Source organism: Bifidobacterium sp. WCA-178-WT-4B (genome assembly GCF_009696495.1).
GTDB lineage: Bacteria > Actinomycetota > Actinomycetes > Actinomycetales > Bifidobacteriaceae > Bifidobacterium > Bifidobacterium infantis.
Genome location: NZ_VULV01000015.1, coordinates 1 through 15721 on the forward strand (window position 1 = coordinate 1; position 15721 = coordinate 15721).

The 15721-nt window shown below is 60.2% G+C and carries 12 protein-coding genes; 11 read left to right on the top strand and 1 reads right to left on the bottom strand.

Going from position 1 to position 15721, the window contains the following annotated elements; all coding sequences use genetic code 11:
- The 6 genes from FYJ31_RS12930 to FYJ31_RS10110 all read left to right on the top strand — a co-directional run.
- Positions 1–185: hypothetical protein (locus FYJ31_RS12930; RefSeq protein WP_229774061.1), on the top strand; the 185-nt coding region annotated here is incomplete at its 5' end.
- Positions 186–226: 41 nt separating this feature from the next.
- Positions 227–886 carry a hypothetical protein gene (locus FYJ31_RS10090; RefSeq protein WP_065438661.1) on the top strand — a complete coding sequence of 220 codons (660 nt, stop codon included), beginning with the start codon at positions 227–229 and terminating at the stop codon, positions 884–886.
- Positions 887–940: 54 nt separating this feature from the next.
- Positions 941–1777, top strand: a complete 837-nt coding sequence (locus FYJ31_RS10095) for an ATP-binding cassette domain-containing protein (protein WP_154536602.1) — start codon at positions 941–943, stop codon at positions 1775–1777.
- Between the two features lie 4 nt (positions 1778–1781).
- Positions 1782–2726 carry an ATP-binding cassette domain-containing protein gene (locus FYJ31_RS10100; RefSeq protein ID WP_229774060.1) on the top strand — a complete coding sequence of 315 codons (945 nt, stop codon included), beginning with the start codon at positions 1782–1784 and terminating at the stop codon, positions 2724–2726.
- 174 nt (positions 2727–2900) lie between these two features.
- Positions 2901–3170 (top strand): 30S ribosomal protein S15, encoded by a 270-nt coding sequence (gene rpsO, locus FYJ31_RS10105; protein WP_007053775.1) that lies wholly within the window; start codon positions 2901–2903, stop codon positions 3168–3170.
- Between the two features lie 274 nt (positions 3171–3444).
- Positions 3445–6189 (top strand): polyribonucleotide nucleotidyltransferase, encoded by a 2745-nt coding sequence (locus FYJ31_RS10110; RefSeq protein WP_154536604.1) that lies wholly within the window; start codon positions 3445–3447, stop codon positions 6187–6189.
- A 628-nt stretch (positions 6190–6817) separates the two neighbouring features.
- On the opposite strand, the gene FYJ31_RS10115 is transcribed toward FYJ31_RS10110, so the two are convergent.
- The gene (locus FYJ31_RS10115) at positions 6818–8212 is read right to left on the bottom strand and encodes an NCS2 family permease (protein ID WP_012578500.1); all 1395 of its coding nucleotides are present in this window, start codon (positions 8210–8212) and stop codon (positions 6818–6820) included.
- Between the two features lie 254 nt (positions 8213–8466).
- Between FYJ31_RS10115 and FYJ31_RS10120 the strand changes: the two genes are divergently transcribed.
- The 5 genes from FYJ31_RS10120 to FYJ31_RS10140 all read left to right on the top strand — a co-directional run bounded on the left by FYJ31_RS10120 (position 8467) and on the right by FYJ31_RS10140 (position 15719).
- A complete protein-coding gene (locus FYJ31_RS10120; protein WP_195839494.1) occupies positions 8467–9222 on the top strand; it encodes a hypothetical protein in 756 nt (251 codons plus the stop codon).
- Positions 9223–9490: 268 nt separating this feature from the next.
- A complete protein-coding gene (gene rplJ / locus FYJ31_RS10125) occupies positions 9491–10012 on the top strand; it encodes a 50S ribosomal protein L10 (protein ID WP_007053001.1) in 522 nt (173 codons plus the stop codon).
- Positions 10013–10120: 108 nt separating this feature from the next.
- On the top strand, positions 10121–10501 hold the full coding sequence (gene rplL, locus FYJ31_RS10130) for a 50S ribosomal protein L7/L12 (protein ID WP_012578498.1): 381 nt from the start codon (positions 10121–10123) through the stop codon (positions 10499–10501).
- Between the two features lie 251 nt (positions 10502–10752).
- Positions 10753–12087 carry an FHA domain-containing protein gene (locus tag FYJ31_RS10135; protein WP_326831205.1) on the top strand — a complete coding sequence of 445 codons (1335 nt, stop codon included), beginning with the start codon at positions 10753–10755 and terminating at the stop codon, positions 12085–12087.
- An 8-nt stretch (positions 12088–12095) separates the two neighbouring features.
- Positions 12096–15719: a helicase gene (locus FYJ31_RS10140; RefSeq protein WP_154536607.1), complete on the top strand. Its 3624-nt coding sequence runs from the start codon at positions 12096–12098 to the stop codon at positions 15717–15719.
- Positions 15720–15721: the final 2 nt, after the last annotated feature.

The following is a 15721-nucleotide window of genomic DNA, read 5'->3' on the forward strand; positions in this document are numbered from 1 at the left end:
GCAATGACCTTCCTGATGGTCATGCCCTCCGTGAAATACAGGTCAACGGCCCTGCGCCGATCCTCCATCGAAAACATGCGGACTCCAATCCGGACGCCCAAGCGTCCAACTTTCCGTCCGCATCCCCCTTGTATACTGAAGAACGTACCGATTATACATTTCTGAAGAACGTATCAGTACGATGATTACCCATACCTGACACTTGTTATCGTTAAGGGGAAGTGGCATGAAGGCGATTCTGTTTCGTGACTGCAAGGCATGTTTCCAGTCATTCAAGAACTGGGGTATGGTTCTTATCATTATGGTCACGGCAATATTCGTGGAGATGGTTGCCAGTGGCGCAGGCATTCTAGACCCATTTACTTGGGCTGTCTTTTTTGGACCGTTTTTCATCTATTCGTCATGCTCGGTGATGGTCTCCATCCTGTATCAGGATTTCCGAGATGGACTGTTTGAGCTCTATATACAGTCTGGTCGTTCCTATTGGAGCTACTGCTGGTGTAAATGCCTGTTTCCTGTTATCCTGACAGTGATTTCCGTGCTTTTGAATCTGGCTTTTATGCGTGTTTTGTCATCAGGCTTTCAGATAACCGCTGGAGCAGATGATGCAATTGGTGCTCTTATCGTATCAGTCTTAGGAACAATCGTCTGTTCTTTGGGCGCAATGCCGATGGTTTATGTCTCCCGGAACAGCGATCCGACAATGGCACAACTGGTTTTGGTGTTGATTGCGGTCCTGCTCCAATTGGCATATATGCTTGTGATCGTCAACGTGATGCCGCTGTGCCTGTTCTCGGTTGGTTATGTCGTATTGGTAGTGGTCGCCATCGGTATTTCAACCAGAGTATTCTCTCGATATTTTATCAACACCAATATCGAGCTGTGACATCCGGACATGACGGATACGAACACAACCGAATCGACGACAAGGAAAGACAATATGACCGCCGACCACATCAACCACGCCGACCGCACCGACAACGGCGACCGCACCGACAACGGCGAACATGCCATCATCGCCGTCGAACACGTCACCTTCGGCTACAAGAAGAGACAGACCGTGTTGGAGGACATCGACTTCACCGTGCCGCAAGGCCAGTCGCTGGCGATCCTCGGATACAACGGCGTCGGCAAGACCACGCTGTTCAGACTCATCGTCGGACTGCTGCGCCCCCGTGAAGGGCGATGCGTGATCGATAGGCGTCGGGTGCCGTCGATGCGCGACGTGTTCCAGATGACCGAGAACGGCAATCTCGTCGGCACGATGACCGTGCGTGACAACATCCACTTCCGGCAACTGCTGTTCCGGTCCGGCAAGGGAATCGCGGACGGCGGCCATACCGTCGACTCGAAACGGCTGGAGGATGAGCCGCTCGTCCGTGCCTTCGAATTGGAGGGGCATCTCGACAAGAAGGTGGCGGAACTCTCGACCGGTCTGCGCAAACGGGTCGGCATCGTCGCCGGCATGCTGTTCGACCCGCATGTCATCATGCTCGACGAGCCAAGCAACGCCATCGATCCGATCACCCGCTCGCTGCTCGTCGATTACGTCAACCAGCTTCGCGCCGACGAGCGCACTTTGCTCACCGTCACCCATGACCTCGAATACTGTTGGAATGTGGCCGACCGGATCATCATCCTTGACGACAAACACCTCGTCAAGGATATGATGCTCGCCGAATTCGACGACTATGAGGCGTTCACCAAGGCGTCCACGCTCGGGCGTGACCGCACGCACGTCGACTTCGGCCTTCCCGCGCGCGGACGGCAAGCATGAGATCATGGCGTCGCCACCGTGTCCCGTTTATCGAACAAGGCGCATCGCTGACCCGGCGAACGGGCGCCATGCCTATACGCCCGGCGAACTCGCGGCCCACTGTTCTGGCGCGGTGCTGATTCCGCAACCGACAAACGACGGCTGCGCAACCATTCCCATACGGCCTCGCAGCGGAACCGTCTCCATCCTGACCGGGTTCCTCCGCCGGAACATGCCCGCCATCGGTCTGAGCCTGCTGTTCTCGCTCGTCGTCCAGGGACTGACATTGATCGTGCCCGCAGGCACCGGCTATATGGTCGACCAGGGGTCGCTCGCCGCCCAAAGCGGTTTCCCGCCGTTGGTCGCGACGATGCTGCTTGCCTCACTGCTGAAACTGCTCGCCGGACTCATCGAACCCGTCTGTGGCACGGTGACCATCAACGACGGCGGATGCCGGATTTACGACGCGGACAGCCGATGGAAGGCCGGCAGGCTGGCGTATGTGCATCAGGAATCCACGGTGTTCAACGAAACCTTGCGCGACAATATCACGCTGCACCGTCCGTGGCTGACGGATGACGACATCGTCAGGGCGTGCGAGGTTGCCGGCATCAACGAGGGGATGATGGATCCGGTCGTCGGCTTGGACGCCATGGTCAGTGAACGCGGCATGAACCTGTCCGGCGGCCAACGGCAGAAGGTCGCCATCGCGCGTGCGGTCGTCGGAAGACCGGACTTCCTACTTATGGACGAACCCACCAGTGCTCTGGACAACGATACCGAGCGACATGTCATGACGGCGTTGCTCGACTCCGACAATGCGTGCATCGTCGTGGCGCACAGACTCGCATCGATTCGGGATTTCGACCGCATCCATGTCATGGATCATGGGCAGATCGTCGAATCCGGTACGCATGACGAACTGCTGCAGGCCGGCGGATTGTATTCGCGGCTGTACCGGCAGGAGTGAGTGTCCCTTTAAACCCTTACCCTTTACACCTTATCCCTTACACCCTCGGCTCATGAGGCCCCAGTCCGGCCCCTGCCGTATAGTTTTCATTTGGCGTAATTTCGCCCGCGGATAGAGAGCGTTTCGAGCGAACCTGCACGAAACACCGCGCAACGACACAATAAGGAGGACGCCGTGGCACTGACGGCTGACGAGAAGACCCAGATTATCAACGAGTACGCGACGCACGAAGGTGACACCGGTTCCCCCGAGGTCCAGGTGGCTCTGCTGTCCAAGCGTATCGCCGACCTGACCGAGCACCTCAAGGAGCACAAGCACGACCACCACTCCCGTCGTGGTATGCAGCTGATGATCGGTGACCGTCGTCGCCTGCTTGACTACCTCAAGCGCGTTGACATCAACCGTTACCGTTCCCTCATCGAGCGTCTGGGTCTGCGTCGATAATTGAAGACTTCCGCCCGAGCACCTAGGATGGTGCCCGGGCGTTTACATATCGCCAGCCAACGGCAACAACGGCAAGAGGGTTAGAGGATAGGCCAGCAGGTAAGGCCGACAGGAGAACCCGAATGAAGGGGTTGACACGAGGAACGACGGCCAAGGGGCCAGTCGAAACAAGGTATGTGACGTCCGCTGAAGAGGACAGTTGCGGTTCAAGCGAGTCGCCAAACCGCAGCACAGTATGTAGGAATAATTAGAAAATTAAAGAAGGAGGAACCCTATGGAGGGTCCCGAAATCAAGGCCGTTGAGGCCGTAATCGACAATGGATCGTTTGGCAAGCGCACGCTGCGCTTCGAGACCGGCCGCCTCGCCCAGCAGGCCGATGGCGCTGTGGCCGCCTACCTCGACGACGATTCCATGATTCTGTCCACCACCACCGCCGGTTCCAGCCCGAAGGAGAACTACGACTTCTTCCCGCTGACCGTCGATGTCGAAGAGAAGATGTACGCTGCCGGCAAGATTCCAGGCTCGTTCTTCCGCCGTGAAGGCCGCCCGAGCTCCGAGGCCATCCTCGCCTGCCGCATCATCGACCGCCCGCTGCGCCCGCTGTTCCCGCACACCCTGCGCAACGAAGTGCAGGTCGTCGAGACCGTGCTCGCCGTGAACCCTGATGACGCTTACGATGTCATCGCCCTGAACGCCGCTTCCGCCTCCACCATGATCTCCGGCCTGCCTTTCGAGGGCCCGGTGTCCGGTGTGCGTCTGGCGCTGATCGACGGCCAGTGGGTCGCCTTCCCGCGTTGGAGCGAGCGTGAGCGCGCCGTGTTCGAGATCGTGGTCGCCGGCCGTGTGGTCGAGAACGGTGATGTCGCCATCGCCATGATCGAGGCGGGTGCCGGCAAGAACGCCTGGCACCTCATCTATGACGAGGGTCAGACCAAGCCCGATGAGGAGGTCGTGGCCGGTGGTCTTGAAGCCGCCAAGCCGTTCATCAAGGTGATCTGCGAGGCTCAGGACGAGCTCAAGAAGATCGCCGCCAAGGAGACCAAGGAATTCCAGCTCTTCCCGGAGTACACCGACGAGCTGTATGCCCGCATCGACGAGATTGCCCATCAGGATCTGGACGAGGCCCTCTCCATCGCCGAGAAGCTGCCGCGCCAGGACCGCATCCACGAGATCAAGGAGCACGTGCGCGAGGTGCTCGCGGACGAGTTCACCGATATGGACGATGCCGAGAAGGACAAGGAACTCGGCAACGCCTTCAAGGAACTGCAGCGCCAGATCGTGCGTCGCCGCATCCTGACCGAGGACTACCGCATCGACGGCCGTGGCCTGCGCGACATCCGCACCCTGTCCGCCGAGGTGGACATTGTGCCTCGCGTGCACGGTTCCGCCCTGTTCCAGCGTGGCGAGACCCAGATTCTGGGCGTCACCACCCTGAACATGCTCAAGATGGAGCAGCAGATCGACGCGCTGTCCGGTCCGCAGTCCAAGCGCTACATGCACAACTACGAGATGCCGCCGTACTCCACTGGTGAGACCGGCCGCGTCGGCTCCCCGAAGCGCCGCGAAATCGGCCACGGCGCCCTCGCTGAGAAGGCTCTTGTGCCGGTGCTGCCGAGCCGTGAAGAGTTCCCCTACGCCATCCGCCAGGTCTCCGAGGCCATCGGCTCCAACGGTTCCACTTCCATGGGTTCCGTCTGCGCCTCCACGCTGAGCCTTTTGGCTGCTGGCGTGCCGCTGAAGGCTCCGGTTGCCGGCATCGCCATGGGCCTTGTGTCCGGCGATGTTGATGGCCAGCACATCTTCAAGACCCTCACCGATATCCTGGGCGCCGAGGATGCCTTCGGCGACATGGACTTCAAGGTGGCGGGTACCTCTGAGTTCATCACTGCCCTGCAGCTCGACACCAAGCTCGACGGCATCCCCGCCGATATCCTGGCCGCCGCTCTGCAGCAGGCCAAGGAAGCTCGCGCCACGATTCTCGAGGTCATCAACGAGTGCATCGACGGCCCGGCTGAGATGAGCGAGTTCGCTCCGCGCATCATCACCACCACCGTCCCGGTCGAGAAGATCGGCGAGGTCATCGGCCCGAAGGGCAAGATGATCAACCAGATTCAGGAAGACACCGGTGCTGAGATCGCTATCGAGGATGACGGTACCGTCTTCATCTCCTCCGAGGGTGGCGAGGCCGCTAAGAAGGCCAAGTCCATCATCGATTCCATCGCCAACCCGCACGTGCCCGAGGCCGGCGAAACCTACAACGGCAAGGTCGTCAAGACCACGTCGTTCGGCGCTTTCGTGAACCTCACCCCCGGCACCGACGGCCTGCTGCACATCTCCCAGATCCGCAACCTGGCCAACGGCGAGCGTATTGACGCCGTCGAAGACGTGCTCAAGGAAGGCGACACCGTTGAGGTGATCGTTCAGGGTGTCGATGATCGCGGCAAGATCTCCCTGGCCATCCCTGGTTTCGAGGATCAGGAGAACAACGCCCGACCGAGCCGTGGCGATCGCGATGACCGCCGTGGCGGCCGTGGCCGTGGTGACCGTGACGATCGCCGTGGCGGCCGTGGCCGTCGCTCCGATCGCGATGACCGTGACTTCGACGATCGTGACGACCGTCCGCGTCGCCGTCGCTCCGATGACTTCGAGGATGATTACGACGACCGTCCGCGTCGCCGTCGCTCCGATGACCGTGACTTCGATCGCGATGATCGCGATGATGATCGTCCGCGTCGCCGTCGTTCTGCCGACCGTGACTTCGACGATCGCGATGACCGTGATGCTCGCGACTCCCGTGATGATGATCGTCCGCGTCGCCGTCGTTCTGCCGATCGCGATGACCGTGCCGATCGTGATGACCGCCGTGGCGGTTTCCGTGGCGGCCGTGGCCGTGGCTCGGACCGCAACCCGCGCTATGCCACCGACGACAACTACGACGACTACCGCGCTGACCGCGAAGAGCGCACTGAGCGCCCGCGTCGCCGCGTCCGTCGCGACTTTGATCCGTTCGAGGACTAAAGCCCTTTCACGGATCGGTCGCGGCATAGCCGCTCCCCCCCCCTCACCTACGGGAAGCCCGCAGGGCTTCCCGCTTAACGGTTCGGCATTCGAGGACTGATTGTTCTCTAGCTTCTCTCGGGTGAGAAGAGCTTAATCGCAAACCAAAAGGCTTCTATACCGTTTCATTCGGTATAGAAGCCTTTTGGTTTTTCGGCTTCTTCGCGCTACATATTTCGATGTTGAATAGGGCACTCGTGCTGCTGCCATGTACATTCAGTTGTCAGTTGACAACTATTCTCATGCATCAAGAATGGCGGAAAACAGCCATTAAGATGATTGGAGCCACGCTAAAAAGCGTTGACAACTGACAACAGTTTGTACACGGCACCGCATGGCACCTATCCTGTTGCTCACGACCGGATCTATTCTCTCGTCTGTTGTTATGCCCAACAGCAAAATCCGCTTGCCGTGCCGCGCCATGTCCGAGTCATGGCCAGCCGTTGATTGAATGGCGGATGATCATCGAAGGTACTCATGGGCGTTGATCACTGTGGCAACAACAAAGGCCGGGCCCTTGTGAGAGCCCGGCCTTTATGCCGTATGGCGGCGGATTAATCCTTAAAGGCTAATCCGTTGTCAATCAGCGTTACAGAATCGCCATGCACACGAAGTCCAGAATGAACAGCGCGGCCACAATCCAGATGATCGGGTGAACCTCCTTGGCCTTGCCCTTGCAGGTCTTCACGATGCAGTACATGATGAAGCCGCCGGCGATGCCGTAGGAGATGGAGTAGGAGAAGGCCATGAACACGGCGGCGAAGAACGCCGGAATGGCCTCGGCGATGTCGTCCCACCTGACTTCCTTCAGGGAGGCGGCCATCATGCATCCGACGATCACCAGCACGCCGGCGGTCGCGGCGGACGGCACGGCAGAGACGACCGGGGCCAGGAACGCGGACAGGGCGAAGCAGATCGCCACAACCACGGAGGTCAGGCCGGTGCGGCCGCCTGCGGCGATGCCAGCGGAAGACTCGACGTAGGTGGTGGTGTTCGAGGTGCCGCAGATAGCGCCAATGGAGGTGGCGATGGAGTCGGCGAACAGGGCCTTGTCCATCTTGGAGGAGAAGCCGTGGCCGTTCTCCAGAGCCTTCTCATCCTCGGCGGAGAAGATGCCGGTGCGGCGGCCGGTGCCGATGAAAGTGCCCAGGGTGTCGAACGTATCGGACATGGAGAAGGCGAAGATGGTCACGATGACCAGAGGCAGCTTAGAGACGTCGGAGAACAGCGCCGGGAAGCCCTCAGCGGAGAAGATCGCGCCGAAGGTCTGCGGCAGCTGGGAGAAGGTTTCGCTGATGGACTGCGAGTTGGACCAGGTGGTCACGCCGAACGGGATGCCAATCACGGTGGTGATGGCGATGGCCAGCAGCATGCCGCCCTTAACCTTCATCACGGTGAACACAATGGCCAGTACGAGGCCGATCAGGAAGACCCACAGCACCTTGTCGTTGAAGTCGGCCAGACCCGGGGTCGCCGCCACGGCGCCTCCCTTGGCCGCGGCTTTCGGGTCGCCGGGGGTGAACTTGATCAGTCCGACGTTCAGCATGCCCACGTAGGCCACGAACAGGCCGATGCCGCCGCCGATGGCGCGCTGCAGAGGCTCGGGGATGGCCAGGATGATCATCTTGCGGATTCTGGTGACGGTGATGAGGATATTGATCAGGCCGCACAGGAACACCATGCACATGGTCTGCTGCCAGGTGAAGCCGAGGCCGAAGCATACGGTGTAGGTGAAGAACGCGTTGAGACCCATGCCGGCGGCCTGGGCGTACGGCACGTTGGCGAACAGGCCCATGACCAGGGTGCCGATGATGGCGGCGATGATGGTGGCCAGGAACACGCCGCCCCACGGCATGCCCGTCTGCGACAGGATTTGCGGGTTGACGACGATGACGTAGGCCATCGCGAAGAACGTGGTCAGGCCGGCCAGAATCTCAGTCGAGACGGTCGTGCCGTTTTCCTTCAAATGGAAGAATTTCTCCATCTACTCTCTACTTCCTTGGGTTTATGCGGGGCTGCGCACCGCGCGCATAATGCTGCGGCTGGCCCCGGCGAGAATTGCGACTCGCCCTGATCGGCCTGCCCAACGCGCGTCAGGTGTTGCGCACCCAATCAGAACCGTGGCCGATTATAGCTTGTGAAGGTAACGTGAACGGGTCCGGGAGTAGACTGACTGCCAGAATAATTCGAAACAACTCAGGGGACACGCAGGGCACACCCGTGGAAGGAAGGCGCGCGATGAAACCGGCCGTCGAAGTCAGCATCACCTCTTGGAAGAAGAACGTCGTCAAACCTGGCCAGGAGTACGGCCGCGTACTGCTGATGCCCGGCACCGGCTACAACTGCGACCGCCCGCTGCTCTACTGGTCGGCCCAGGCTCTGGTCGAGGCCGGCTGGCGAATCGACCGCATGAACGTACGCAACGCTTCCGACGACCTGTCCACGGTGATTCCGGTCCTCAATCAGGCGATTGACGGCTGGGTGGCCGCCGCGCGCGAGTCCGGCGCGGGTAAAGCCGGTGATTCCGACACCCCGTCCGGCCCTCGCCTGTTGCTGATCGGCAAGTCGTTGACGACGATGACCTACCCACATGTGGCCTCACACTACGGTCTGCCGTTCGTGCTGCTGACCCCGGTGCTGCATCACGCCGACTTCGATCCATCCGCCCGGGTGATTCCGGTGCCGGCTGTCGGCGATGATATCGTCGCCGAATCCGAGGCCCCGAGCGTGGCCGAAGCAAGGGCGATCATCCGCGCAGAACTGGCCGGCCAGTCGCACGCCGCCAGCTCCCGATACTCCGGCCCGGCACCGCTGATCTGCGCCGGCACCGCCGATCCGTTCTACGATCGAGCCCGCGCCAACGCGCTCACCCCGCACGTGCACGAATGTCCGGATGCCAACCATTCGATCGAGGTGCCTGGCCACTGGCGTCGCTCGCTCGACTATCTGAAGGAAGTCACCGCGTCCGTAGCCCAGTACGCCGCCGCGCTGTAACGCCCCGCGACACGCCCGAATTCTGCAATGTCGCTGACCATCCGTAGTCTAATCATCTGTAAACCACAGACCGTTGGTTGAAGTGCGCGCGAGTGCATTTCCGAAGTTTGGTTCGCCAAGCCAGCGCAGGTTGAGAGATATAAGCCCGTCAAGGGCCGGCGAAGGTCGCTTCGCGAGATTGTATTGCTCTGCCTGTGTGCAGGGCTTTTTTGTTGCCCGGCCGAAAGTTCCGAACTCCAAGTCAACGGCCGACTTAGGAAGGAACGCCATGAAGAGGCCCGAAAAGGAAGCGGTAGTCGCTCAGCTTACGGAAGAATTCCGTAACGCTGACGCCGTCTACCTGACCGAGTACCGCGGGCTTACCGTTCCGCAGATTTCCGATCTGCGTGAAAAGCTAGGCCGCGATACTTCCTACACCGTGGCAAAGAACACGCTGGCACGCATCGCCGCCAAGGAAGCGGGCATTGAGGGTCTCGACGAGATTCTCTCCGGCCCGACCGCCATCACCTTCGTGAAGGGCGACTTCATCGAGGCTGCGAAGGTCATCCGTGACTTCGCCAAGGACAATAAGGCTCTTGTCATCAAGGGTGCCGCCGCTGACGGCACTGTCTACGATGCCGAGGGCGCCAAGAAGCTGGCAGACCTCAAGTCCCGCCCGCAGCTGCTTGCCGAATTCGCCGGCGACATCAAGGCATCGATGGCCAAGGCCGCGTACCTGTTCAACGCCCTGCCTACCAAGGCTGTGCGCACGATCGACGCCCTGCGCGAAAAGCAGGAGAAGGCTGCCTGATTTACGCCCTCACGGCATGAATCAGTCGCTTCGATAATTTAAACAATAAGGTTTATTAGGCAGCGGATCTACCACTTCGTCCGCCGCCAAGATTGAAAGGAAGCCATAATGGCTAAGTACACCAACGATGAGCTGCTGGAAGCCTTCGGCGAGATGACCCTGGTCGAGCTCTCCGAGTTTGTGAAGGCCTTCGAGGAGAAGTTCGACGTCGAGGCCGCCGCTCCGGTCGCCGCCGTCGCCGCTGTTGCCGGTGCCGCCGCTCCGGCCGAGGAAGAGAAGGATGAGTTCGACGTCATCCTCTCCGCCGTCGGCGACAAGAAGATCCAGGTCATCAAGGCTGTCCGCGCCATCACCTCCCTCGGCCTGGCCGAGGCCAAGGCTCTTGTCGACGGCGCTCCGAAGGCCGTCCTCGAGAAGGCCAAGAAGGAAGATGCCGAGAAGGCCAAGGCTCAGCTGGAAGAGGCTGGTGCCTCCGTCGAGCTCAAGTGATTTGTGCGGCATAAGCCGCAATCACAGCTTTTCGAGGAACCCCGCACCTGTGTTTCAGGCTGCGGGGTTTCCGCATACTGAGTAGACTAGTTGACGAGGGCGAGGCGGAGAACGCGATCCGGCGTGGAATCACAAAGCTGGCAATGAGCGAAAGTTGTCAATTCTGTGCCCAGTAATCCGCCAAAAGCCGGTAAAAGATGACACAATGGCACGTAGTGTGTTCAAATAGTGTGTCCAGGAAGGCGGTCACGGTGAGCGAGTGGACGGTGAAGATCAACGGTGTCGACCGGATCAGCGTCAAGCCGGGGGAGTGCGTGGAAATCGGCCGTAAGCCGTTACGCCCCCTTGCCGATGATGGCAACACCCGCCTTGACGTCGCCGATCAAACCAAATCGATGTCCAAACGGCACGCCATGTTCACGGTAAAAAGCAACGGTACGGCCTCGGTCCGCGATCTTGGATCGACCAATGGATCGTATGTGGTGCGGGAAAATGGCGATTTGTTGCGCTTGCCGGCCAATACCGAGTTCCTGTTGCCGGCGTCTCCCATGCGCATGCAGTTCGGTGATGTGCCTGCGGACTTCATTCGTATCGACGATCCAGTGGCAAAGCCGCTCGACCTCAAGGTGCCTGATTTGTTTGGCTATGCGGTTCACGAAGCACCGCAGGAGCCGGATGCGGCGGATATGTCCGTCGACGATATTCTTGATTTGCGGGCCGGCGAGCCGACCGCCATCTTCAGCGCGGATAATGTGCGACGCAAGGTTGACGAACTTGAACTTGGCTCACTGAATATCACGCAGCCCGTGACGAAAAACGATGAGCCGGCCATACCCCGTGACCTGTTCGCGGATGCGCTGGCCCAGCATGCCGAGCAGGAGACCGAACGCAAAACCCAGCAGGCCATGGACTCCGTGGTACTGCCGAAGCAGCAAACTGAGCCTGAGTCGTCGACCGTAGCGCCCGCGTCCAAGCACAGCAGAATCTCCGGTATTGTCCCGGTAGATGCCATCGCCCATGCTGTCGTTAAGCACTCTCCCAGCACAAGCGAGCCGGCAGTGGCATCGGCGGCGGTTGTTGAATCCGATGCAGCGGCTGGCGCAAGCAAGTCAGCCGAAAACGTTCAGTCTGAAAACACCCAGCCTGAGATCGCTCAGCCGGCAACCGCCCAGTCTGAAACCGACCAGCCGGCAGCTGACGTACCGGACGATCAGCAGCCGGCTGCCGAAACCGAAACCGCCCAGCAGTCGGTCTCCGAAGCGTCTGATATCTACTCCACGAGCGTACACACCCCAGTCTTCGAGCCCGGCTCGGTGTTCGAGCGTGTGGCCAAGGGCGAGCTGAAAGCACAGGAGCCGGCAGTCGAAGTCGATGGCCTGACCTCTGACGAGGCAAAAACCACGCAAGATTTCAATGTTCAGTTCGAAGTCGCCCGTCATCCTGAATTGCTGGCGTTCCTCGCCATGAATCCGTACCTGTACGATGACATGTATTCTTGGCTCGCCGCCCGTGGCGAGGCCGATATTGACGAAGCCCTGTCTCACAACAAGGGCTATCAGGAATACCGCGAAGCGGTTGGAAAGTGAGTCGAGAGATGACCCAGAGCCAGACTCAGAACCAGAATCTCACGGAAGGTCTGAATCGCATCCGTCGCTGGCGTGACCAATACCGCAGCATGCAGCCGCCATCGCCGCTCGAGGATGTGAATCAACTGGCCGCGAAGCTGGAGATGACCCATGCCCATCCCTCCGGCATCGCCCAGCTGTTCGCTTCCGGCCATGTCCGGTTGGATTCGTTGTTCCGTGACACGGGTGTGCTTAAGGCCGCCGAACGCCATATCGGGCGCGTACTGGATGACCAGGCCGCCAAGCGCAGGATTTCCGGCGTGGCGGAGTTGTCGCTCGTGGTCGGCGTGGCCACGTGGAAGGGCAACGCGCTGCCGGTACTGTTGTACCCGGTGAGCGTCACGATCGCGGATGATGGCTTGTCGACCACCATTCGATTCACCGGTCGCGTGACCCTGAACGCCGCGTTCGTCAATGCATTGCGCGAGCAGGGGGTGTTCCTGGATGAGGATTCCCTGTTTGACGGTGCCAGCTATGACAGTGGCACTCCCGAAACTTCCGCGATGTTCGCCCGTATTTCGTCCGAAGCATCGGAGCGTATTTCCGACTTCGCCATCGAGCGCCAGATTGTGCTCGGATGCTTCATGGACCCCTCGTCGCAGATGATCAGCGAAAGCCGACAGTTTATCGACCAGCTGGAGAACGGCCCCACCGGCAATGTGCTGTTGGACGCGCTTGCCGGCGACGAATCCGCCCGCACCGCGCTCAAAGACGCCAATATTCCGCAATACAGTCCTTTCGACGTAGACCCGCATGCCGAGTACGAAGTCGGCGATGTGGACAATACGGTGCGATATGCCGCGTCGCTTGCCGCCAACGGCCATAGCATCGTGGTCGACGGCACCTTCCCGAAGGGCACCGCGGAGCAGGCTGTGGCCATCGCATCGCGCTGCCTGATGAATGGTCGTTCCGTGCTGTACGTGCCCGGCGTGGCCGAGCAGAAGCGTCTGTTCATCCAGACGGCCTCCGCCAATGAGATGAAGGCGCAGGTACTGGATGTATCCGATGAACACGCCAACGCCGCGCTTGATAAGCAGCTGATTGCCGCAGTCGGATTCCAGCCCGGAGTCGCCACCCAGCGATTCGACCAGCTGGCCGACGAACTCGTGGGCGTGCGCTCGCGCTTGACCCGCTACTTGGGCGACCTGCACGGGGTCAACGATAAGTGGAATGTGTCCGCATACGAGACCATTCAGAATCTGGCCCGTATCTCCGTGCTCCCGACGCACCCTGCCACCCACGTTCGACTTGACGAGTCAAGTGCCCTGAGCATCGCCAACGATATTGACACATGGATCGGCAAGATGGAACGCGCCGGCGAGCTCGGCGAATACACCATCGGCCCGGAAGACACCGCATGGTACAAGGCGTCCATCACCACTGAAGAACAGGCAGTAACCGACTACCAGCGCGTGGACGATTTGCTGCGTCGCTTCCTGCCCGCCACCCGTGAGCAGGTGACACGCACCGTGCAGACCTGCGGATTCCCGGTTCCTCCCACCACCCGCGAGTGGGAGCGTCAGGTTACGGTTTTGAAGAATCTGCGACGAGTGCTTGACGTGTTCCAGCCGGAGATTTTCGAGCGAGACATCAGCTCCATGATCGAGGCCACCAAGCCGAAGAGCCAGCGCAAGGCCGAAGGCACGTCGATGGGATTCTGGGAGCGCCGCCGCCACATCAAGGAAGCCAAGGATCTGTTGCGCGTCGGCGCGCAGGTCGAGGACTTGCACGAAGCGTTGAAGGTAGTCGCCAAGCAAGGGGAGCAGTGGCATCAGTTCGTGCCTCACGGCGGTTGGCCGGTGCTGCCCAGCAAGCTCGACGAGATCATTTCCACCCAAGAGGCGCTGGTCAGCAATATGACCGCGCTGGATACCGTGCTTTCCACCACACCCGCTGGTGGCAATCTGGAAACCGCCGATTTCGAGAAGGTGGAAGCACGCCTGAAAGCACTGCTGGATGATCGCAAGGCACTGGACACCTTGCCGGAGCGTTGCCTGCTGGAGCAGGAATTCGCCTCTGCCGGACTGAACGAACTGGTCGCCGATCTCAACGCTCGCCGAGTGAGCGTGGAGCAGGTGCGCGGCGAAGTGCAGCTGGCCTGGTGGACCACCGTGTTTGAGGACATTGTGCGTTCGTCCGCCATCATCTCCAACCAGGATGGTGCCGCGCTGCAGACCGCATCCGACCGCTTCGCACAGGTCGATGTGGAGCACGTGCGCTCCATTGGACCGATGGTGTCGCAGGAATCCATGCGCCGCCTGTGCGACATGCTGTTCTCCCGCACTCAGGAAGCCAACCAGATGCACACCGTGCTGGCAGGACGCTCCAGTGTGTCGCTGAGCAGGATTCGCCGTGATCATCCGGAGATTCTGGCCGCGGCCAAGCCGATTCTGGTGGCCGCACCGGGTACGCTCGCCGCACTCACCGAGCCGGGTGTGCTGGCTGATGTGGCGATTCTCGATGCGTGCGCGCACATTCCCGCTATCGAGTTGCTGTCCATCATCGGCCGCGTGCAGCAGGTGGTGGTGATCGCCCACTGCGCGACGGTAACCAGCGAAAGCGTCAAGCAGCTGATCGACACGTTGCCTCATATCGAGGTGGATGCTGCCCCGTCTCGCCGTGCGCCGCGCCTGTCCGCATTCCTTGAATCCGAGGGATATGGTCCTGTTCGCTATGATGTGGCCACCGAGCCGGCTGCCGGTGAGGTGCGATTCCACCGTGTGGAAGCGAGCGGTGTGCCGGTTATGTCTTCTGGCCTGGTGGAATCCAGCCAGCCGGAGATTGATGAAGTGGTGCGTCTGATTACACAGCGTGCCGCCGGTTTTGCCGTGGTTCCTTCCAGCTATCGACTTGTGGTCGTGACGTTGACCGACGCATTCCGCACACGCTTGGGTGCCGAATTGAAATCGTTGGCAGGCAAATCCAAGGCGATGGGCCGATTCCTGCGCCATGTGCGGCTGGTTTCCTTGCGTGACGTGGCCGGAGGTCGTGCCACTGACGTGATTCTGACGATGTGCTATGCGAAAACCACGCATGGACGTCTGCTTCAGCAGTTCGGCCCGCTCGAAAGCACAGGCGGTCGCGGACTGTTGCTGGATGCCCTGGCATTGGCGGACCACAGCTTGGATATTGTGTCGGCCTTTGGTTCCGAAGATTTGGATGAAGAACGACTGCACCAGTCCGGTTCTCGGTTCCTGAAGACCATGTTGACGTGGGCCGAACAGCTTGACGACCGTCCGGTGCTTCCGTTGCGTGGTGCGGCAGGCGGCAACGTGCTGTTCGACGATATCGCCGACAGGTTGCGCGCGCGAGGACTGAACGCTGCTGTTGATTATGGATTCGACAAGGGCGTGAAGATTCCGCTCGTGGTGGGATTAAAGGACAAGCCGTTTGCCTTGGCCGTGCAGACCGATGACGCGAACTTTATGTCCGTGCAATCCACGCGCAGGCGTCATCGTTTGTCGGCACAGGATCTCATTTCCTTGGGCTGGAATGTGATGACCGTCTGGAGTGTCGCCGCCTTTGTGAACCCCGATAAGGAAGTCGACCGTATCGTCAGCCGTATCGGCGAGATCTACCGCGAGGTTGAATAATC